This window comes from Enterobacter cloacae complex sp. IR5418, from assembly GCF_049238105.1.
Classification (GTDB): domain Bacteria; phylum Pseudomonadota; class Gammaproteobacteria; order Enterobacterales; family Enterobacteriaceae; genus Enterobacter; species Enterobacter hormaechei.
In genome coordinates, this window is sequence record NZ_JBMKHS010000004.1 from 72,506 (window position 1) to 93,143 (window position 20,638).

Genomic DNA, 20,638 nt, shown 5'->3' on the forward strand with positions numbered 1-20,638 from the left:
TCAAAAGAGACTCTTCGGAGTCTCTATTAATTGAGGATAAAAATGCTACGTCTAAAACGTGAATACACAGTTTCCGACGTTACTGAAACCGATGGTATTTTTGAAATTGCATTCAGTTCTGAAACTCCTGTTGAGCGTCAGATTGAAGATGAAAACGGATATCCAATTACTGTTAATGAAATTCTAGTTCACGAGGGTCCTCATAATGCTGACCTGACTCGAATTAATAACGGTGCTGCTTTGCTGTTTAACCATAATTTCGATAATCATCTCGGTAAAGTAATTCCTGGTTCTGTTCGAATCGATGCAGACCGTATCGGTCGTGCAAAAGTCCAATTCAGCAAATTTGGCGAATTGGCAAATGAAGTTCGTGAGAAAGTCAAAGAAGGTACGATTTCTAAAATCTCTTTCGGATATGACCTGAACGAATATGAACTTCAAGGTGAAAATCTTATGGTGACTCTGTGGTCTCCTTATGAGATTTCGTTTGTAACTGTTCCTGCTGACGATTCCGTCGGGTTGGGAAGACTTCTAAATACAAGTAACAAAAGCGAAGTAAAGATTCGCGAAAAATCTAATTTAACAAATAAAGGAAATAAACGAATGAAACGTTTTGAAGAAATGACCGCAGAAGACATCGTTGAAATGGCGATTGAAGAACTGACTGATATGTCTATCGACGAAATCGAATCTCTGACTGATGAAGCTCGTGCTAAACGCGAAGAAATTCTTGAAGAAGACAAAGTTGAAGCTGAAAACGCTGGTGATGATGCTGTAAATGCAACTGACGATTCTCCTGAAGCTGTTCCTGCTCTTGATGAACTGACAGAAGAAGAACGCGAAGAAGAAACAGAAGAAATTCTGGAAGTAGCAGAACGCTATAAAGTTCCGCAGAAAGATGTTGCAAAAGCAATTGCTAAAGGCATGACCGCTCGCGCATTTAAACGCTCTATTAAACCTAACAAAGCTCCTACGGTGATTCGTAAAATGACTAAAGATACTAAAGTAAATCTGGAAAATAAATTTGACCTTGGTGATGCTGTTCGCTCTATGATGGCTGGTAAAGCTGTTCGCGGTGCTGCTGCTGAATATACTCAGGAAATGACTCGTAAGCGTCTGCAACGTGGTCAGAACGTTTCAACCGGTATCTATCTGCCAGTTAATGCTCTGTCTCAGAAACGCGCTATTAACACTGTTTCTACTGTATCAAGCGTACAACAAGAAGTTCAGCGTTATGATTCATTCGTTGAAATGCTTCTGAAAGATACCGTAGCTGATAAGCTGGGAATTAACTTCCTGACTGGTCTGACTACTCCGATTTCTGTTCCTAAGCAGACTAAATCCTCTGTTGAAGCATTCGGTTTCGTTGACGAAAACGGTGAATCTCCAGAAGGTGAAAGCACTTTCACCAACATTCAGTTCATGCCTAAGACATTTACTGGTGGTAACCCGATTTCTCGTCAAGCTCTGTTGACTATGCCGAATCTGGGAAGCTTCATTTCTGATCACATCGTTAAGCACTCACGCGCTAAACTGGAAGGTCTGATGTTCGGTTCTATTACCGATTCTAAAGCTCCTGAGTCAATCGTTGCTCAGTTAGTTGCTCAGAAAATGGGAATGACCTACAAAGAATTCATCGTTGAAGCTGCAAAAGCTAAAGGCAACGGCGTTTCAATGGACGTTTTCAAATATCTGGTTTCTGCTGCTCTTGAAGGTGATCTGAAAACCACTCTGCGTGATGCAAACGTTGCTGGTTATATCATCGACGACATGAACAAAATCGGTGGACAGGACGTTATCGGTTCCGGTCTGGTGAAAGATGGTCAGGTTATCGCTGGTGACTTCTCCGCTGTTACTGTTGCTGAGTGGGAAGGTCTTGCACTTGACCTGGACGATACAACTTATCGCAACAAAGGCGCTGTTGTTCCACGTGTTTGGGCTGACATCGACTGGAAAGTTTGTGCTGATGATCGTCTGTTCCTTTACGAAAAAGGTACTCCAGCAGAAGTTAAAGCTGCTCAGAAAGCATCTGCTTAATCTTAATTGATTAACTCAAGGGACTCCGAAAGGGGTCCCTTTTTCGTTTCTGGACTAAATAAAATAAAAAGGAGACATCATGATTTTCCCATACACAGAAAAACAGAAAAAAGCTTTTCTGACTCGATTTGGTCAGAAAGTTACGATTAATCAAACTGAAAGACTTGCTATCGTAGAAACTCAGATTCTAAACGAAAACGGTCAAGTCAGTGAAACTTTATACATAACGACCGACGCTCTCTGGATCACACAGGATGACATTGTAGAACTTTTTGATAATACGTATCGAGTTGCTTATGTCGTCAGGGACGGCTCTGGTTTAGTCGATGGATATCTATCATTAACAAACGACGAAGGAAGTAAATATGTCTAATATGCCAAGACTCGGTATTAAACGCTCTTTAGAGAAATATCTTCAAAGTCAAAATATCAAATACGTTCAAGACGCTTTCACGACAGGAGTTAAAAAAGAAGTTCAAGTTATGATTCCTGAGATGCAAGAAGAATACACTCGAATTGGTCTTAATTCGAAACTTGCTTGTGTTTTAAATATCACATTTGATGTTTTCTCGGAGATTAATGAAACTGGTGTTCATGAAGCAGTTTATAAAATTGTTACTCTGAGTCCCGACTCTGCTTATCTGAGAGAATTTAAAATCAATAAAATTTACCCAAGTTCGAGTTTCACAAGTTATTCAAATGAAAGTTCCGACGGTAACGTAAGTGCTCAAGTTGTTTTAACTCTCGAATATTTCATGTGAGGATCTATGAAACAAAAAGATATGTTTCTTGGCAATTACGTAAAAGTTGCCGTTAACAAAACAACCGATGTTGAGAATCCGAGCTATTACGATCCTGGATATATCGAAGCTGGGTCTATTGCTTCTTTTCCTCAAATCGGAATTAAAAAAGCTGTAGTCCAAATGGAAGATTACAGAGAAGATTTTACGAATAAACTTTCAAGTGATGTTCAAATTGACGATGTTAATATTGCCGTCTATGAAACGGATGATGAATTTGTTCAAACTCTTGAAGATGCTTTGTTGAATAAGTCCGTAGTTCGTTTACGAGCGCTTTACGTTGTTGACGAAGATGAATATGCCGAACGTTCTCATGCTGGTTTATATCATATCTTCGACACTTACGTTACAAAAAAACAAGTATCAGGCGGTGATAACTCTGCTGTTGTTAAAACCTTTACTCTAAGTCCTGAAGGTAAATTAACAACTGGTTATGCAGAATTCGGACGTCCTCTATATCTTGGTGAATTCGGTGTTGGTGCAGGAACAGAAGATATTCCGGGTGTGGGTGATTTTGGTAAATTATCCGGTAACAGATGGATAACTGTTGATGCTGATAACACTGGAAACCCATTCTCTCAAGATACAGCTTCTATGGCTATTCAGCATCCAACTGGACAAGGTTGGGAACTGATCGGAACGTCTGTCGGTGATTCAGCTCTGAGAGTAAGAAACAAACAGTTTAATCCTGATGGTTCGATTAAACAAAGCAAGTGGATAAAAGTCTATACAGAATCTGAAAAGCCAACAACGAAAGAAATCGGTGCATTGTCTATCGAAGGTGGGACAATCACAGGTTCACTTACGATTAATAATAAACTGACTGTTAAAGAAATCTCCGCTACAACTGCAACAATTAAAACTCTAAATACAACAGTAATCAATTCTGATTCGGTAAAAGTCAAAGGTGCAGAAGTCTATTCACCGAGCAACAAACCGAAACCGATTGATATTAATTGCGTTGCATTAGGTGAAATCCTCGACGCAGGAGAATTCTGATAACACGGAAGTTGTTAATCAACTGGAGACTGAAATGGCTAATAATAAAGTCAAACACTATAGAACAAAAGTTGCAGGACGTAAGCCTGATCCTGCAAAACTTGAAGAAGGTGAAATCGCTATTAACTTAACTGATAAGAAAGTTTTCACGAAAGTGGGAACTTCTATCGTTAATATTGCAAACGGTGCAGATGCTATCGTCGAAGGCGGTCAGACTTTCACAGGCAAAGTAACAGCAAAAGAAACAAACACCGAAAACGCTACTCTGAAAAGTTCCGATGAATCTGCAATTCGATTTGTTGACGAATTCGATAAAGAGAAAGCTACTATCAAAGCTCCTAAACAAACAGACGGTTCAGGCTCTTTAGGAATCACGGTAAAGAACGGTTCAGCAAGTGACACTAAGAACACGTTTATTCTAAACGGTGACGGGACAATCGATCTCCCTGCTTCTCCTAGTAAGAAATCAAACGCTACTCGTAAAGACTATGTTGATTCAGAAGTTAAGAAAGTTTCTGATAAAGTTGACAGTGTTAATAAAACTCTGAATACAAAGATTGACGCTAACGATAAAAAAGCTACAGACAATCTTAATACTGCAAAAACTGAAATTAACGCAAGAATTGATTCATTAGGCGATGGAAATACAGAACTTGCAAAAAATAAAGTAAGTAAAGCTGGTGACACAATGACCGGAAATCTTACTATTGCAACTCCTGGTGATACGATTCTTAAATTGAAACAAACTGAGATTCGTTCAAACGCTGATAACGATTTGGTTATCGGTGCTCCTAAGCGAGGAATTTTCTTTAGACCGGATATTTCAAGCGATAATCAACAGATGGTTCTTGATACTGCGGGAACACTGCAAGTTGACCGTGTTTTGGTTCGTTCTGTACAAAGCACATCGGCAGGCGCTTTAACTCGTAAAGACTATGTTGATGGACAGATTAAACCAGTATCTGATAAAGCCACTGCTGCTGATAAAAAAGCAACAGATGCCGTGAATAGCGTTAACGCTGCTGTGAGTGGTAAAGTTAATAAGTCTGGTGACACAATGACCGGTAATTTGACTGCTCCTGTCTTCCTCCTAAGCGCAGGTCAAAACAGCGCTGCTAATGCTGCTACTCGTAAAGACTACGTTGACGGACGAGCCAATGAGAAGGTGGCGAAAGCTGGTGACACAATGGGAGGTCGATTAAACAACCAGTTTGGATTTGCAGTCAGTGCCCAGGGAACATGGAACACAAACGGTATCTATGCAGGTAACGGTGACGGTTCGACGTGGGAAACGTGTAACGTTGATATTAAATCTTGGTACGGAATAGGTATTCGCTCAGATTTAGGTGACGGAAACAGAACTGTAGTTATTAATGCCCGCACGGGTGATGTTAGCACAAAAGGAACATTCGCATCTGAAACAAATGTTCGTTCTCCTCGCGCTGACCTTGACGTGATTTATCGCAGAAACGGAACAACGTTTGTCGCCGCTGACGGCAACTTGAATCTTGCTTTCTCAAGCGGATCACATCCTTCGGGATTTAAAAATGGATATCTTCTTGAACAAATCAAGGGATTCTTGGATACGAAACCGACGTTCAAGCAAAGTTTGGGTGCTAATAGACAGTTAAACGATGTAAGGGAGCCAGGATTCTACTATCAAGACGCAAACGCAAATACGTCCGCAGCTCTGAATTATCCCGAAAATAACGCAGGATCATTAGAAGTTTATCAGGCAGCGGGTATTATTCAGATTTATCGAGTATATAACACCGGACGAAGTTATCAGCGTGCTTTCTATGGTACAGCTTGGACTCCGTGGACGAGAAACTTTTCTTATGGTGATCCAGCCCTTGCTGTAGGATATACAGGCGTTTCGGGACTGGGTAATAACTCTATTGCAATCGGTGACAACGATACAGGATTCAGACAAGTCGGCGACGGTATTCTTGAAGTTGTCGCAAATAGTCAACGTGTTGGACAATTCACAACTGGTCATGCATATTTTGATAAAGATGTAACAGGTCCTGCGATTATTGCTAGAAACGGATCAATTTATTCAAGAGGTGACGGAAACAGTCATTTTTGGTTACAGACAAGTAACGGAACTGAAAAAGGTGTTATCTATTCCGGTGCTGATAAAGTTATTCATTATCGTTGTAATGGAGGAAGTCACGTCTTCGAAAACCGAATCAACATTAGCAATCCAGGAAACCAAGAATCTGTTCGTGTTAATAATCAAATTACTGGTGACAGAGGATGCATGATTGGTGGTTTGGTTCAGCGAGGAGGCTGGGGAGACTGGAGAAGTCGCGGTGCTGGTATGCTTGTCGAGACAGACTCTACGGGTGCATCGAACGTGTGGAAGGCAGTTCAATGGGGTCGAGATTGGATTGCAGGAATGGATGTATACGCTGATCCTAACGGTGCATTTCAAGCTAGAATGCATGTGGGTGGAGCAGACTTTACATTTCAACACAACGGTGAATTCAATGCATCAGGAAACGGAAACTTTAATAACGTTTATATCAGATCTGACGAAAGACTCAAGAACAATTTCAGAAAAATCGAAAATGCGGTTGATAAAGTCGAACAACTAACAGGATTTGTCTACGACAAGAAGACTTCACAGGAAGCTGAGGAATACACGGAGACAGAAGCCGGTATCATTGCTCAGAGTCTTCAAAAGGTCTTGCCTGAAGCTGTTTCCGAAAGGGAAGGACTGCTTAACGTTTCAAGCGCAGGTGTTAACGCACTTCTTATCAACGCAATCAATGAACTTTCGGCTCGACTGAAAAAACTTGAGGGAGAAAAATAATGGCAGTAGTTAATGCTCCTGGTTGGATTGGTGAATCTGCTGCTCAGGAAACTGGGCAGCGTTGGATGAAAGAAGCTGGTGCTGCATTACGCATCGGTGTTCCTTTCTGGATGTCACAGATGGCAGGACAATCAAAAGAAATCACGATTACACTCGGACAAAATCATAGTTATGACCGAAATGATTTAATTAATAAACTGCGTGCTATTGGTGCAACACCAGCAGTCGTTGTTATTTCAGGAGATTTAGTAGCTCAGAACACGGGAGTTCCTTGCTTAGAGTTTCCTGCGAATCTTCCAAATGCATACGTCACGCTTCGTGTTAACGCGACGATTTACGGTCGTGGCGGTCAAGGTGGAACTGGTGGACATGGTGATGGATATCCGGGTGGTCATTGCATTCTGAATAGCATTGGTGGAAGACTTCGAATTGAAAACAACGGTTCGATTTGCGGTGGTGGTGGCGGCGGTGGTGGCGCTCGCGTCGGTGGCTCGAACATTACTTCTGGCGGTTCTGGAGGACGTCCATTCGGTCCGGCTGGTATCGGTCAGGGACGAGACTCAAAGGACGGATATGCAGCAACGCTGACCGCGCCGGGCCCTACTCCTCCGAAAACTCGATACGGTTCTATTGGTGGTGCAGGTGGGGATGTTGGTCAACCGGGTGTAACAAGTACATATCCGGGAGGTCAAGGTTCTGCATATCCGGGAGGTCAGCCGGGTGCTGCACTATATGGGTCTGCACCTACGTGGACGAAACTCGGTAATATCTACGGGTCACGTTTATAAATTTTTCTTACACAAAATTCCGCATCTAAATAAGATTGTTATTAATTAATAAAGGAAATTAAAATGCAAAAAGATATTTTCGCTGGCTCATACGTTAGCGTTTATTACAACTCTGATATCACCAACTCTGATATCAATTCTCAGGACTTTGTTGAAATTCCTGAAACTGGTGCATTCCCTCAGACTGGTATCGAGCGTGAAGTAATTACTGCTCCTAACTATACTCACAAATATAGTCGTAAACTGCTAGGTCGTGGCTCTGTTCCTGATATCGACTTAACCGTTAACTATATTCCAGGCTCTATTCATGATCAGCTTTTCCAGCTTGCAGAAGATGGCAAACGTGGTCAGTTCAAGATTGTCTATTGGATGGATGCTGGTCGTGAAGTTGGTGTTGCGACTGTTTACAACGGATTCTTGGCTTCTGCAACTCGTTCAGGCGGTGAGACCGAAGTTACTGCACAGCAAATGACTCTGAGTGTTGATGGTGGTCCTATTGCTTCTGGAATTATCGACAAAAACTCTCCAGGCACAGATACAGAATAATAATTACATTCTTAATCAAAAGGACTCCTCGTGAGTCCTTTTTTTGGTTCTAAATAAAGTCAGAGGTGAAAAATGTTCAAATTCCAATCTGACTTATCAAAATTATTAAATCGATATATCAATAAAAAACACCAGTTCGGTCAAAACGACTGCAATATTCTGGTTGCTGATTATATCGATATGCTTTACGGAACAGACTATGTTTCGAAAATGAAAGACCAGTACAGCGATATCGTTGAAGGTCTAAGACTTTGTAAAAAACTTGTAGGATTTAATAACGTTCTCGAAGCGTGTGAAAAACATCTTGAGCAATCAGAAACGATTGAAACCGGCTCAGTTATTCTTATCAAACAGAAACACGGCAGACGTATCTATTATTCAGCAAGTATTGTTTTTAACGAAAAAGTAATCACGGTTCATGATGATGTCTATCAAGTAATGAATATAAAAGACGTCGATTATGAATTAATTTTTAATAGGAGAAAATAATGGCTGTTATTGCTATTGGTGCAATTATCGCGGGTGCTTCTGCTGCTGCTGCTGCATACGTCGCGGGTGCTTCTCTCGCTATTTCCATCGGTATTGGTATTGCTGTTGCTGCTCTGTCAGGCTTAACAAGTTATATGGCGACTCAACAGAACGTTCCTCGAATAGATAGCACAGACACCGCAACGACATTAGGAACGACATCTGATCCGACAACTGTTATTCCTGCTTTGTATGGTTCAACTCGTTCAGGAACAATCAACGTTTGGAAATCTGTTGGTAAAGACACAACTTATCTTGTTCAGATTTTTGCAGTCAGTGAAGGACAAATCGACTGTTTCAGAAACCTGTACATGGATAATAAAAAAATTCTGACTGATTCAGAATACAGAGATGGAATCGTAAGCAAAGGCAATATTCGCGAAGAATACAGAAACTTTGTTGAAGTTGAATTCTCAGTTGGTTCTCCAAATGGTCACGTTTTCAGTCTTGCTCAAAAATACATCGGTAAAGATCCAGATCTTGGCTGGCCTGATACTGCAACTGGTAATAACGTTTCTGCTGTCTGTGTTGTTATGCGCAAACGTAACAAAGATCTGCAAAACCAAGCTGATATCCTTCAGCCTAACAGTCAAGTAGCAGTTGATGTTAATGGTCTATTAGTTAACGATCTGCCTACAGGACGAAGAACAGCTTCAAGAAATGGTCCAAGTCAGTTACTGGATTATATTACTAACGAACGTTACGGTCTGGGAATTCCTCTTGACTTAGTGGATCTTGATTCTTTCAAATACGCTGCTGATTATGCAGTTGCTAATAACATGTTCTCGGATGGTGCTCCTGATCCGAACGCTTCGTTCAAAGAGAATATTCTCCAGATGGCTCAGTCGTTCAACGCATTGGTATTTCCATCGTTTGGCAAAATGACTTGTAAGATTGACGGACCTGATATTGTTTCTTACGATTTTGATGAAAACACAATCACTGCTGGAACTGTTTCGTTATCATCTGGTGGTTCTGAAAATTATTACAACACTCTGAACTTGACGTATCTGAATCCAGAAGCTGACTATTCCGCGACCGTTCTGAGATATCCTTCTGATACTGTGAACGATGCAACAATCGCCAAAGATAAACGTATTATCGCGAAAGACGTGAAATACAACTTTGTGAAGTCTAAAGAACAGCTTGATATTCTTGGTTCAATCGAACGTAACAAATCACTGTTGAAACAGACAATCAGTTTTGCAACGTCAGACGCTTATACCGTTCAGATCTGGGACGTTATCAGGGTTAACATGAAAGAACTGAATCTGACAGATTCATTATGGCGTGTTCAGAATATCTCACGTTCAATGGAAAAAGGTTCGTCTGGTCAAATCACGATTACGGCAACTGAGTATATCGAAGAAGTCTATACAAATCTTGACTACGCGAAAGACCCGAATAACAACGGTTCAAATATTCCTAACGAAGGATATCTGATTCCACCTCGTGATCTGAAAGTATCAAGTGTGGCTGAAACTGCTATCGGAAGAACTTTCAAAGTTGAGTGGAATTGTGACGAGGATTATAACCGTTCAGGTTTCTACGTTCAGTATGCTGTTTCTGGAACTGATCAGTGGTATCAAGCGGGCTTCACGTCAAGTTTCTGGTTCATGATTATGAACATGGACATCACTCAGAAATACGATATCAGAGTTTGTTCGGCTGGTGTGTTCTATACGTCTGATTGGGTTTATCTGCGTGATACTAATCCTGAAATCGGTTATGACTTACCAAGCGTAACAGGATTGCGCCTAGTGAACGCTGTTGAAAATGCAACGACCACTACTGCTAATCAGTTTGATTCGCCTGGGACGACCAGAGCGCTCGGAAATTCACTGTTAACAATACACAGCAGACTTTCAGCGAAGTATTTCAATATTATCTGATTGAAATCACTGGTAAGAAAACTGTTTCGTACAGAACTAAAGACCTGAGTTTCATCTATGATTTCAGAATGAACCAAGCAAATGGTCTGAGTCGTGAGATTACTTTCAAAATCACCGCTGTAGGTCATGGTGGAATGAAATCTCCTGCTGTTCAGTTGAAAGTTCGAAACAATCAAGCTCCAGCGATTAAAGGCTTCCAAGCTTTGTCTGGTCCTGGATTACTGATGTGTTCATGGGAAGACCCATTAGAAAACAATATTCCAGACTACGCTGGAACTGCTGTTCAAGTTGCAAACGATCAGAACTTCACTGATATCGTTGAAAGCTTCCAAAGCTCAAGTCAATTCTTGGATAACTTCAATCTGAAAGACGGTACTTATTATGCGCGTGCCGCATGGTATGACGTTTTCGGAACAGAGGATGCAATCTGGTCACAGCCTATTTTTGTTGATATGAAATGGCAAGTTGATTGGAATGACCAAGATATTGCTCAGTTGGAAGACTTGCTGAATCTTGATAAGAAACTGCAAGAATCAATTGATGATTCATACGCACTTGCGAAAGAATATACTGATAAAACAGTTGTTCAATCTCAAAAAGACACGTTAGCGCAAGCTGACAAAAACATGAATTCAAAAATTGAAACTCTGCATACTACCGTAACAAACGAACGTGATGGTGCTATTAGTCAGGCTATTAAAAGTGTTCAAGCGGATTATAACGATAAGTTCACAAAGACAAACGCGAAAATAACCGAAGTTGAAAAAACTCAGGCTAATGATCGTCAAGCTACTGCCGAATCTATCAAACAAGTTCGCGCTGAAACTGATTCGAAAGTTGCAACTGTAAGTCAACAATCAAAAGCTGAAATCGACCGTGTTACTGGAACGATTAACAGTAAATGGGCTGTTCAGACTAACGCTGATGGTGTTGTTGCAGGTATTAGCATGTTGGCGACTAACGACCCGAACGGTACTAAGTCCTCAAGCATTATCTTTAACGCTGATAAGATTGCTATTACAAATAATAACACTCGTCCTAATGCTGTTCCTCCTTTCATGGTGCAGAACAACAAGGTTTATCTGCAAGATGCAATGATTCGTGATGCTTCTATCGGATCTGCGAAAATTGCTGATGCGTCGATTAATAACGCGAAGATTGCAAACGCAAGTATTAACGATGCGAAGATTCAAAACGCAAGTATCACAGGAGCCAAGATTGTTAACGGTTCTATCGATAACGCGAAAATCGGTAATCAGATTAACTCCGACACATGGAATGGTTCAACTGCTGGTTGGATGATTAACAAAAACGGACAAGCAACGTTTAATAACGTAACTGTTCGAGGACGTGTTGAAGCTAATGAAGGTTATTTCAAAGGTCGTATCGAAGCTAACGATGGTTATTTCAGAGGAACTGTTTACGCTGAACATATCGAAGGTGATGTGATGATGGCTGAGGGCGACACCTTCAGCATGGTTTATCAACCAGTTTCAGGAAATAGAGCCGATGCAGGAGATCACCACGTATTCTGGATCACAGGTGAAAACTACGACAGAATTATGGACACGAACTTAACATTGTTCATTCAGTGTGCGGAACGAAACAGATTTAGTCTTGTTGTTAAAACTCCTGGCAAAGCAGACCTTGTTTATTTCTTCAAAGATACTGGAAACAACGGTGGAAACTGGACAAATGGACTTCGAGGAATAACTATTCCTGCTGCTGGTAAAGGACAACGAAATCAAATTGTTGTTCGAATCGATGCGAATCGTGCGGCATCAAGATTTATTGTTGCTCCTCAGTTCGTAACACCTTTGACTAACGATAGACAAGTTCCCGACTATTCAACGTCAGGTGCTGCTAACGCTGCTCGTGAAAAATCATATATCGCATTCTTCAGAAAAGGTGCAAATCTGATTCAGATGTAACTTCTAAATAAAGACAAGGAGGTCTTTAATAGGAGATTGAAAATGGTTATTGATATTGCAACCGTTATCGCTCTTTTGACCGCTGTAGGTGCTCTTGTAGGATGGGTCTGGAAGGAATTTCAGACCAAGACACAACAAAACATCATACTTGAGAACCGAATTTCTAGAATTGAACGTGACATTTCTATTAATGAAGTTAAACGCGACTTTGTTAATAGCTTCGTCAAAGATTTGAAAAGTGATTTGAAGGAGAGTAAATCAGAAATGAGAAAGCTTGAAGATAAAATTCGTGAGATGAAAGCGGATCGATAAGTGAAACGCAAAGATATACCAAAATATAAACAAGAACTTTTCAAGAAGCAGAAAGGAGTTTGTCCTTTATCGCAATTAAAGATCGAGGACGTCAATAAAGCCCATCTTGACCACGACCATATACTTGAAGGTCCTAACGCAGGACGTTGCAGAGGTTTATTAATCGCTCAAGCAAACGTTCTTGAAGGACGAATCAAACATCAATTTAAACGCTCTGGTCTTGATGGAAAAGTTGATTACCTTACGTTCTTGAAAAATCTTGTTCTGTATCTCGAAAAAGATTACAGCATGAATCCTACACATCCACAGTTAATAACAGATCTGAAGAAGCAATTCAAAAGAAAATCGCTTACTGAGATGAAGCAAACACTGAGAGGTTACAACACAGAAAAGAAACAAAAGAAAGAACTCGAAATTCTCTATAACAAACATATAAAGGCGACCTATGAAACCGACGAAATTCGAAAAGTTTCTACAGGTAATGAAAAAGCTCGCTAATAAGCCAAAAGAGTATTTGATAATTTTATTTCTTCTTACTCTGACTTACAACACTGTTCTGGTTCCAATTCTCGTGACTTTTGATATTCAAGCTCCGAAAATGGTGCTTATCACAGAGGAACACGCCAGAACAATAGGCTCATTATTACTCATAGGAACAAACTAATGGCAAAACTTGGTGGAGTTAAAAAAGACCTCGACAAATGGAAAATTAAAGAATCTGATCAGTTCTCAAAACGAGTAACTAAAGCGTCTAAGCTCGCTTCGGTCGAGTTACAGCGAAAGATTAATAGAGATGTTGAAGGTGCTGTTAACTTCACCAAGAACGCTGTCGGATTTAAATTCAAAGTCACCAAAACAGGCACAGAAAACAGAATTTTTATCAAAGATACTCAAGCTGAATATCTAGGTCAGCTTATCGACGATAACAAAGCATTCAATAAGTATGTTCCAACTGGTGTTAGAGGTTCGAAAAACCAATACGGTAACATTCCCGGATTAAAGACTCGTCGAAATCTCGAATCTGTTAAACAGAACAAAGATGGTAAAACAAGAACGATTCTTATCAAAACGAATGTTAAACAACAGAATAAACGTGTTATCGCTATCTTTAAGCGTCATCAAACCCGTAAGAAAACTATTGGTTCATGGACAAAAATCTCTGATGATATTCACAAAAACGTTCTACGTGTTGCGAAACTGAAACGCTAAATATAAGAAAAGGAGAAAACAATGGAATTCGATTATTACAGCGTTGAAGAACTCAAGAGCATTTTTATCAACGGAAAACACACTGAATCTATGACTGTGCCGTACAACGTTGAAGATATCAAAGAGAAACGTTTTAAAAAGAAACTTCTGAATGAAAATCAAGTTTTCATTCTATCAACTCGCAAAATTAAGCCAGTTCATCACTTCAAAGAAAAGCAGAAAGTCAGCATTCAAGGACCATTCTTAGAAGATACAGCCCAATGTTTCATGAACTTCGAATTTATGCACAAAGGACATCGTATGTTAGGCTATGCTTTTCAATTCATCTAAGGACTCCGCAAGGGGTCCTTTTTTGGTTTATAAATAACGTTAACACTCACTAATTCTAAAGGTATACAAATGAATATTGAAAATATGCTTGGCGCTTTAACTGCAAAGCGTGAACACGTAGAACTGAAAGGTTTTAAATTCTATGCTCGTCCTATGTCTGTTCTCGAATACGGTATGTATTTCGCATCAAATGAAAAAGAATCTGATAAAGATGATCAGATGATTCTACGCTGCATTGAAAATGAATCAGGTGAACCAGTTTTCACAGATATCAAACAAGTTCAGAGTCTTTATACAAACGTTCGTTTTGCTCTGACCGCTCTGATTTCAAAGGTTAGCTTTACTCAACTGACCGCAGAAGAAACAGAAAAGAAATAAGGCAGAATCCGTATAAGACATTTCAGTTAAGAGCAATTCTTCGCAGGGGATTATCTCCTCAAGAAATTAAAGATTTGTCTTTACGAGAATTCTATGAACTTTGGTTTTTCGATACGTATATTGAGCCTCAGAGTCCTATTCTGAATGATTTTTATCAAGCTCGTCTGACTCACACAATTTTTGCTAATAATCCGAATCTTACTTCGGACGGCAGAAAGAAACTGAACATGAAAGATTTCTATATGATTAAAGAAAAAGTTTTCAAGTCTAACGAAGAAATCGAACAAGAACGTAAAGAAGCCGAAGAAGCCAATCGAGAAAAAATATTATCGATGTATGATCCGAAATTAATCGCGAAGGCGAAAAAGAGAACAAAACGAAATGGCTAATTCAAGATATGACGTAACGATTAACGCTGATAATAAGGGTCTATCAACAGCGGTTAATAAATCAATGGACGAACTGAACAAACTGGATTCCGTAGCAAACGGTCTGTTCAGTAATCTTACAGGACCCTTGAATAATCTCAGAGGCGGATTGAACACGATTAACACGATGTCGCCTGCTCTGAGAGGACTAGGACTTGCCGGACTTGCTGCTGGCGCTGGTCTTGCTGCAATTAATAAAGCCTCATCAACTGTTAACACTCTTAATGAAATCAGCACAAACACTGGTGTTTCTATTGAGATGCTTCAAAAACTTCAAAAAGAATTTAAAGCAACAGGAATGGAAGTTGAGAAGTTTGGAGATATTAACAAAGATGCACTTGACCATATTGGCGATTCTCTTCGAAATGCAGGCGGTGGTGTTGCTGATGATCTGAAAGAATGGGGAATCGGTCTTGAAACATTAGCAAAATATTCAAGTGATGCTGAAGGCGGTATTAAAGCTGTTATCGATGTTTACTATAAGATGCAACAAGCAGGAAAGTCCAAAGCTGAAATAACAAACGTTATGGAAACTATGGCGTCGGATGCTTCACATCTTATCACAACATTAGAACAATACGGTTCATCACAAGAAGCTCTGAATGCTATTAACAGTCAAGGCGCTGGTATCACATCCGAAATGGCCGAGAAATATGCCGAATTCGATAGAAATGTTAAAACACTTTCTAGCAATGTTGATACTTTAATTGTTGAAGGTGTTACACCTCTTGTTAGTGAACTTAACGAACTTTGGGAAATTGCAAACAGAGATTGGACCGAAGCTGATATTTGGGATGCTCTGAAACATTTCTGGTATGATGGTGATACTCCTCTTGCTAAATTTAACCGTTATGTTGATGGAATTCCTCAAGATGATCCTCGATATTCAACTTCCGCAAAAGCTCAACTTGCACAATTAAAAGCTCAAGCTGACGGATTAAACAAAGATATTAAGAAAGCTGTTGATGATGCCGAACAACAGACAAAAAATCTTAAAGACTTAAAAGAAAAGCAAGATAAAAAAGCTGCTGAGGATGCTAAAAAAGCTGCCGATAAAGCTGCAAGAGAACAAGAACAAGCCGCAGCAAAAGCTAAGGCTGCATACGATAAGATGATGTCCGAGCGTGCTAGTTATCTCCAGACTATGACACAAACTGATATTGCTATTATCTCACAGGGTGCTCGTGGTGTTGCTTCCCAGATGAATCAGATGCAACAGACTCTTGCAAACATCGATAAGCTTCAATCTAAGGGAATTATCTCTCTTGAACAGGCTACAGCAAGACGTAATCAACTAATGGCGAATTCTTCTAAAGAATTTAAAGACCAGTTGACTATGAATCCTGATGATATCGGTGAAATTGCGCAAGGCGTTGAACAAGCTTATCAGATGCAGTTAGAACAGCTTTATGCAAAACAGAAACAGGGTCTTGTAAGCACTCAAGAATATAACAGTCAGTTAGAAGCGATTGAACAGGATCATCAATCGAAAATGTCTGTAATTCAGGATATCGATGCAAACTCAGTTAATACCAAGAATCTTGACGCTTTAGGTTTTGCGACTGATGAACAGATGATGGCTCTAAGAGAACAGCAATTGGAAGAACAGATTGCACGTTACAAAGAACAGAACCAACAGATGTACGATGCAGGATTAATCAGTCATGAAGAATTTTTGAAACAGAAAGAAACTCTTGATAAGGCTTATTCAGTTAAATCAAAAGCTATCGCTCTGGCAGAAATTCAAACCAAAATGCAGATGTATGATGGATTCGCACAAGGTATGTCAGGTGTTATCAGTGGCATCGCTGGTGAAAATAGTAAAGCTGCTCAAGCTGCATTCGCAGTAGCTAAAGGAACGTCTATTGCAACCGGTATGTTAAACGCTTATGAGTCTGCGACTACTGCAATGGCTAAGTATCCAGGACCTCTTGGTTACGCTCTGGCTGCTTCGTCTTATGCTCAAGTTATCGGACAAGTCATGCAGATGAAATCTGTTGGATTAACAGGTATGGCTCACGATGGTCTGAGTGAAGTTCCTCGCGAAGGAACATGGCTGCTTGATGGTGGTGAGCGTGTTGTGGATCAGAGAACCAACGGTGATCTAAAAGATTTCTTGGATAATAACAAGGATACGGGAGGTCAACAGACAATTGACGCTAGTATTCATATCAATGGCAACGTTACCGATCAGAAATGGTTCGCTGAACAATTGAAGAAACAGCAAAAAACAATTTCGTCTATTGTTCAAGACCAGAACAGACGCAAACTGTGATACATCAAAGGGAGCTTTCGCTCCCTTTTTATGGTCTTGATTTTGTCGCTATGAAACTGCATAGTGACGTTGCTGGTAACTAACACGGAGAGATTCCTGCGAAAAGTGTGATAAACACGGCATTATGCCACAATTCCGAATTGAGATCCCGTGTTGCGGTAATCCACTAAACTTTAACAAAATCGAAAAAAATGTGATTTCGTACACATCTGAATTCCCAGTTAACGGGAATGCACATATAATGCGCTCCCATTACAGATTCAGACTTATCAACTCATCGCCAGAATGGCTTAGATACCTCGCATAACATGAACATGAAATTAACAACGCTTTTTGCGGCGGCGTTAGCCGTAGTAGGTTTTTGTAAGACCGCGTCTGCGGTGACGTATCCCCTGCCGACAGACGGAAGCCGTCTGGTGGGTGAAAACCAGGTGGTGACGGTGCCGGAAGGTAACACTCAGCCGCTGGAATACTTCGCGGCCCAGTATCAGCTCGGCCTCTCTAACATGCTGGAAGCGAACCCGGGCGTTGATCCGTATCTGCCGAAAGCGGGTACGGTACTGAATATTCCACAGCAGCTGATCCTGCCGGATACCGTGCATGAAGGCATCGTGATTAACAGCGCCGAAATGCGTCTGTATTACTACCCGAAAGGCACCAACACCGTGATCGTGCTGCCAATCGGTATCGGTCAGTTGGGTAAAGACACCCCGCTGAACTGGACCACCAAAGTGGAGCGTAAGAAAGCAGGCCCAACCTGGACGCCGACCGCCAAAATGCACGCGGAGTACATTGCTGCTGGCGAGCCACTGCCCGCCGTTGTGCCTGCTGGCCCGGATAACCCGATGGGTCTGTACGCGCTGTACATTGGTCGTCTGTATGCCATCCACGGTACTAACGCCAACTTCGGTATCGGCCTGCGCGTAAGCCACGGCTGCGTGCGTCTGCGTAATGAAGACATCAAATTCCTGTTCGATAACGTGCCGGTGGGTACGCGCGTCCAGTTCATTAACGAACCGGTGAAAGCGACGTCAGAGCCGGACGGCAGCCGTTACATTGAAGTGCATAACCCGCTGTCCACCAGCGAAGACCAGATCAACAACAACGAAATCGTGCCGATTACGCTGACCAGCGCGGTGCAGTCTGTTACCTCTCAGGCGGATGTTGAGACGGCCATCGTTGACCAGGCGATTCAGAACCGTTCCGGTATGCCGGTGCGTTTGAACTAATCGTGAGAATTAAAAAAGCGGGCCGCGAGGCCCGCTTTTTTTTATCCGTTATTCACGATAACAATGCCGCCATGGTCATAGCGATAGTGACAATGGGCGTACTCCAGCGGCGTACCATCTTCCAGATAGATCACCTGCTCCACCTCCAGCACCGGGTCGGTTTGCTCACAGACAAGATGCTGCATATCCAGCGCGCTAGGCTTCAGCGCCCGCACCACCCGATACGATCCCATGATCTTCAGCCCCAGCGTCTCCTGCACATACCGGAACACCGAACTTTCGAGATGGGTTTTGTTCAGGCCGGGCACCAGATTGAGCGGCATTACCGTCTCGTCCAGAGACATCGGCTCACCGTTCAGTAAACGCAGGCGGATAAAGTCATAGATCGGCGTATCCGGATTGATCATCAGCGATGCCTGCTCTTTCTCGTTCGGGAAGCGCAGTTCGAAGTGCACCACCTGGCTCGTCACCGTGCCTAAATGTTCCCAAGTTTTGGTCGCCCCGAAGTAGTCGCTGCCGGAGAGATCCCACTGCGAGAGCTGAAGGAAGTTTTTGCGGATGAACGTGCCCTGCCCCTGACGGGTATAGACCAGCCCTTCAACGATAAGCTGACGCATCGCCTGCTGGATGGTCATCCGGCTGGTGCTGAACTCCGCCGCCAGCGCGAACTGGTCCGGCAGCGGTTCATTGGCGGCGTACTGCTGGCTGATAATGCGTTTCTTAATTTCCCGCGCTATGGTGATGTACTTCGCCGCCATCGTCCTTCCTTAAATTAGTTTTCTATCCCGCTGTTTTTCAAGGCCACTCGCTCGGCAACTTTGAGGAAAGGCAGGTAGAAGAATACACCAAATACGATGATTGCCAACTGCACCACCACCGCCCGCCAGTCCCCTGCCGTTGCCAGCCAGGCGCTCAGGATCGGCGGTGTGGTCCACGGGATCATCACCACGCAGCGCGACATCAATCCCAGCGTGGTACAGAGCCAGGCAAAGTAAATGCCGATAGCGGGCAGGAGGACAAACGGGATCATCAGCGGCAGGTTAAACACAATCGGCAGGCCAAAAATCACCGGCTCGTTGATGTTAAACAGGCCCGGGGCCAGCGACAGACGCGCCACCTGCTTAGCTGATTTCTGTCTGGAGAAGATGAAGATAGCGATCAGCAATGAGATTGTGCTGCCCGTGCCGCCCACCATGCCAAAGGTCGGCACAAAGATATTGTTGATGATATGCGGGATCGGTTGGCCGTTGGCGAAGGCCAGCATGTTCTCGTTGGTGTTGATCAGCAGGAACGGCTCCAGTATCACGCTGTTAACGACGGACTGATGAATACCGAGGGTGAACAGAAAGTTACCAAAGCTGTAGATGAAGATCGTCCCCGGCAGGCTGGTGTTGATCAGCCGCAGCGGCTGCTGGATAAAGGTGGTAATAAGATGGATCAGATCCGTGTGCAGTACGTTCGCCAGTATGGCCGCCAGCACGGCGAACAGCGAGAGCGTGAGGATGGTCGGGATCAGCGCGGTAAAGGATTTGCTCACCGCTGGCGGCACGTTCTCCCCGAGCGAAATGTGCAGCGCCTTGAGCCGCGAAATGGCGATAAACAGCTCCGTTGAGAGCAGCCCAATCAGCACCCCGGCGAAAATCCCGGTAGAGCCGATATTGGCGAACGTCAGCACCTGCGTGACGCTCACCGCGGCGTCGCTGCCGACGGGCGTAATCTGTAAGCGCATCGGCATCATGATGATGAAACTGCTGACGGCGATAACCACTGCCGAGACCGGATTGTCGAAATCTTTGTTGCGCGCCAGCGACCAGGCGATCATCGGGGCCAGCAGCAGCGCGGCGATGTTCAGCGTGCCGTTGATGATCGCCTCGCCCCACACCTTAAACTGCGTGAGCGTGTCGCCTTCCAGCACCCATGGAAACACCACGTTATTCACCAGCACCGCCAGTCCGGCAAGGATGAAAATTGGCATCACCGTGGCGAAGGCATCGCGCAGAGAGCGAAGATGCACCTGATTTGCCAGGCGCGCTGAAAACTCAACAAATCTGTCGACAAAAGACTGCATGTGCGGTGTTATTTTTGTTTCAGACATAGCGGATAGTTCCCATCAATCGGTCACAAAAACGGCCCGGCAG

Annotated in this window: 20 protein-coding genes; 18 read left to right on the top strand and 2 right to left on the bottom strand. The window is 42.5% G+C overall.

Annotated features, from left to right (window positions below; genetic code table 11):
* Positions 1 to 42 precede the first annotated feature (42 nt).
* From ACOTX7_RS04995 to ldtB, 18 genes are all read left to right on the top strand, one after another.
* Positions 43 to 2,037, top strand: coding sequence for an HK97 family phage prohead protease (locus ACOTX7_RS04995; protein ID WP_421626058.1), 1,995 nt, complete (start codon positions 43 to 45; stop codon positions 2,035 to 2,037).
* 79 nt (positions 2,038 to 2,116) lie between these two features.
* A complete protein-coding gene (locus ACOTX7_RS05000) occupies positions 2,117 to 2,410 on the top strand; it encodes a hypothetical protein (protein ID WP_045337894.1) in 294 nt (97 codons plus the stop codon).
* Complete coding sequence (locus ACOTX7_RS05005; RefSeq protein WP_045617251.1) at positions 2,403 to 2,798, top strand: hypothetical protein; 396 nt, start codon at positions 2,403 to 2,405, stop codon at positions 2,796 to 2,798. The genes ACOTX7_RS05000 and ACOTX7_RS05005 overlap by 8 nt, the downstream gene beginning before the upstream one ends.
* A gap of 6 nt (positions 2,799 to 2,804) precedes the next feature.
* Positions 2,805 to 3,836 carry a hypothetical protein gene (locus tag ACOTX7_RS05010; RefSeq protein WP_052686694.1) on the top strand — a complete coding sequence of 344 codons (1,032 nt, stop codon included), beginning with the start codon at positions 2,805 to 2,807 and terminating at the stop codon, positions 3,834 to 3,836.
* A 34-nt stretch (positions 3,837 to 3,870) separates the two neighbouring features.
* A complete protein-coding gene (locus ACOTX7_RS05015) occupies positions 3,871 to 6,654 on the top strand; it encodes a tail fiber protein (protein ID WP_252002653.1) in 2,784 nt (927 codons plus the stop codon).
* A complete protein-coding gene (locus ACOTX7_RS05020; RefSeq protein ID WP_252002652.1) occupies positions 6,654 to 7,442 on the top strand; it encodes a receptor-recognizing protein in 789 nt (262 codons plus the stop codon). The genes ACOTX7_RS05015 and ACOTX7_RS05020 overlap by 1 nt, the downstream gene beginning before the upstream one ends.
* Before the next feature lie 63 nt (positions 7,443 to 7,505).
* Entirely contained in the window at positions 7,506 to 7,988 is a 483-nt protein-coding gene (locus ACOTX7_RS05025; protein ID WP_045617254.1) for a hypothetical protein, read from the top strand.
* Positions 7,989 to 8,060: 72 nt separating this feature from the next.
* Positions 8,061 to 8,477: a DUF6950 family protein gene (locus ACOTX7_RS05030; protein WP_045617256.1), complete on the top strand. Its 417-nt coding sequence runs from the start codon at positions 8,061 to 8,063 to the stop codon at positions 8,475 to 8,477.
* Positions 8,477 to 10,408 carry a hypothetical protein gene (locus tag ACOTX7_RS05035; RefSeq protein ID WP_421626059.1) on the top strand — a complete coding sequence of 644 codons (1,932 nt, stop codon included), beginning with the start codon at positions 8,477 to 8,479 and terminating at the stop codon, positions 10,406 to 10,408. Before ACOTX7_RS05030 ends, ACOTX7_RS05035 begins: the two co-directional genes overlap by 1 nt.
* Positions 10,409 to 10,476: 68 nt before the next feature.
* Positions 10,477 to 12,339 carry a phage tail tip fiber protein gene (locus ACOTX7_RS05040; protein ID WP_421626060.1) on the top strand — a complete coding sequence of 621 codons (1,863 nt, stop codon included), beginning with the start codon at positions 10,477 to 10,479 and terminating at the stop codon, positions 12,337 to 12,339.
* Positions 12,340 to 12,381: 42 nt separating this feature from the next.
* On the top strand, positions 12,382 to 12,651 hold the full coding sequence (locus ACOTX7_RS05045) for a hypothetical protein (RefSeq protein WP_045337890.1): 270 nt from the start codon (positions 12,382 to 12,384) through the stop codon (positions 12,649 to 12,651).
* A complete protein-coding gene (locus ACOTX7_RS05050; RefSeq protein ID WP_045617258.1) occupies positions 12,652 to 13,149 on the top strand; it encodes an endonuclease domain-containing protein in 498 nt (165 codons plus the stop codon). It begins immediately after the preceding gene.
* Positions 13,150 to 13,314: 165 nt separating this feature from the next.
* Positions 13,315 to 13,860, top strand: a complete 546-nt coding sequence (locus ACOTX7_RS05055; protein ID WP_421626061.1) for a hypothetical protein — start codon at positions 13,315 to 13,317, stop codon at positions 13,858 to 13,860.
* A 21-nt stretch (positions 13,861 to 13,881) separates the two neighbouring features.
* Positions 13,882 to 14,190, top strand: a complete 309-nt coding sequence (locus ACOTX7_RS05060) for a hypothetical protein (protein WP_045617264.1) — start codon at positions 13,882 to 13,884, stop codon at positions 14,188 to 14,190.
* Positions 14,191 to 14,259: 69 nt separating this feature from the next.
* Positions 14,260 to 14,568: a phage tail assembly chaperone family protein, TAC gene (locus tag ACOTX7_RS05065; RefSeq protein ID WP_045337883.1), complete on the top strand. Its 309-nt coding sequence runs from the start codon at positions 14,260 to 14,262 to the stop codon at positions 14,566 to 14,568.
* Positions 14,569 to 14,795: 227 nt separating this feature from the next.
* Positions 14,796 to 14,957, top strand: a complete 162-nt coding sequence (locus ACOTX7_RS05070) for a hypothetical protein (RefSeq protein ID WP_157846167.1) — start codon at positions 14,796 to 14,798, stop codon at positions 14,955 to 14,957.
* On the top strand, positions 14,950 to 17,271 hold the full coding sequence (locus ACOTX7_RS05075) for a hypothetical protein (protein WP_045617265.1): 2,322 nt from the start codon (positions 14,950 to 14,952) through the stop codon (positions 17,269 to 17,271). The genes ACOTX7_RS05070 and ACOTX7_RS05075 overlap by 8 nt, the downstream gene beginning before the upstream one ends.
* Before the next feature lie 308 nt (positions 17,272 to 17,579).
* Positions 17,580 to 18,500: a L,D-transpeptidase gene (gene ldtB / locus ACOTX7_RS05080; RefSeq protein ID WP_006809490.1), complete on the top strand. Its 921-nt coding sequence runs from the start codon at positions 17,580 to 17,582 to the stop codon at positions 18,498 to 18,500.
* Between the two features lie 41 nt (positions 18,501 to 18,541).
* Here the strand turns inward: ldtB and ACOTX7_RS05085 are convergent, their stop codons facing one another.
* Complete coding sequence (locus ACOTX7_RS05085) at positions 18,542 to 19,258, bottom strand: GntR family transcriptional regulator (protein ID WP_221257127.1); 717 nt, start codon at positions 19,256 to 19,258, stop codon at positions 18,542 to 18,544.
* A 14-nt stretch (positions 19,259 to 19,272) separates the two neighbouring features.
* Positions 19,273 to 20,595: a PTS sugar transporter subunit IIC gene (locus ACOTX7_RS05090; protein ID WP_221257126.1), complete on the bottom strand. Its 1,323-nt coding sequence runs from the start codon at positions 20,593 to 20,595 to the stop codon at positions 19,273 to 19,275.
* Positions 20,596 to 20,638: the final 43 nt, after the last annotated feature.

Excerpts from the sequence above, each read along its gene's own strand:
- ACOTX7_RS04995 (WP_421626058.1), top strand. The coding sequence starts at position 43 with ATGCTACGTCTAAAACGTGAATACACAGTTTCCGACGTTACTGAAACC.
- ACOTX7_RS05000 (WP_045337894.1), top strand. The coding sequence starts at position 2,117 with ATGATTTTCCCATACACAGAAAAACAGAAAAAAGCTTTTCTGACTCGA.
- ACOTX7_RS05005 (WP_045617251.1), top strand. The coding sequence starts at position 2,403 with ATGTCTAATATGCCAAGACTCGGTATTAAACGCTCTTTAGAGAAATAT.
- ACOTX7_RS05010 (WP_052686694.1), top strand. The coding sequence starts at position 2,805 with ATGAAACAAAAAGATATGTTTCTTGGCAATTACGTAAAAGTTGCCGTT.
- ACOTX7_RS05015 (WP_252002653.1), top strand. The coding sequence starts at position 3,871 with ATGGCTAATAATAAAGTCAAACACTATAGAACAAAAGTTGCAGGACGT.
- ACOTX7_RS05020 (WP_252002652.1), top strand. The coding sequence starts at position 6,654 with ATGGCAGTAGTTAATGCTCCTGGTTGGATTGGTGAATCTGCTGCTCAG.
- ACOTX7_RS05025 (WP_045617254.1), top strand. The coding sequence starts at position 7,506 with ATGCAAAAAGATATTTTCGCTGGCTCATACGTTAGCGTTTATTACAAC.
- ACOTX7_RS05030 (WP_045617256.1), top strand. The coding sequence starts at position 8,061 with ATGTTCAAATTCCAATCTGACTTATCAAAATTATTAAATCGATATATC.
- ACOTX7_RS05035 (WP_421626059.1), top strand. The coding sequence starts at position 8,477 with ATGGCTGTTATTGCTATTGGTGCAATTATCGCGGGTGCTTCTGCTGCT.
- ACOTX7_RS05040 (WP_421626060.1), top strand. The coding sequence starts at position 10,477 with ATGAACCAAGCAAATGGTCTGAGTCGTGAGATTACTTTCAAAATCACC.
- ACOTX7_RS05045 (WP_045337890.1), top strand. The coding sequence starts at position 12,382 with ATGGTTATTGATATTGCAACCGTTATCGCTCTTTTGACCGCTGTAGGT.
- ACOTX7_RS05055 (WP_421626061.1), top strand. The coding sequence starts at position 13,315 with ATGGCAAAACTTGGTGGAGTTAAAAAAGACCTCGACAAATGGAAAATT.
- ACOTX7_RS05060 (WP_045617264.1), top strand. The coding sequence starts at position 13,882 with ATGGAATTCGATTATTACAGCGTTGAAGAACTCAAGAGCATTTTTATC.
- ACOTX7_RS05065 (WP_045337883.1), top strand. The coding sequence starts at position 14,260 with ATGAATATTGAAAATATGCTTGGCGCTTTAACTGCAAAGCGTGAACAC.
- ACOTX7_RS05070 (WP_157846167.1), top strand. The coding sequence starts at position 14,796 with ATGAAAGATTTCTATATGATTAAAGAAAAAGTTTTCAAGTCTAACGAA.
- ACOTX7_RS05075 (WP_045617265.1), top strand. The coding sequence starts at position 14,950 with ATGGCTAATTCAAGATATGACGTAACGATTAACGCTGATAATAAGGGT.
- ldtB (WP_006809490.1), top strand. The coding sequence starts at position 17,580 with ATGAACATGAAATTAACAACGCTTTTTGCGGCGGCGTTAGCCGTAGTA.
- ACOTX7_RS05085 (WP_221257127.1), bottom strand. The coding sequence starts at position 19,258 with ATGGCGGCGAAGTACATCACCATAGCGCGGGAAATTAAGAAACGCATT.
- ACOTX7_RS05090 (WP_221257126.1), bottom strand. The coding sequence starts at position 20,595 with ATGTCTGAAACAAAAATAACACCGCACATGCAGTCTTTTGTCGACAGA.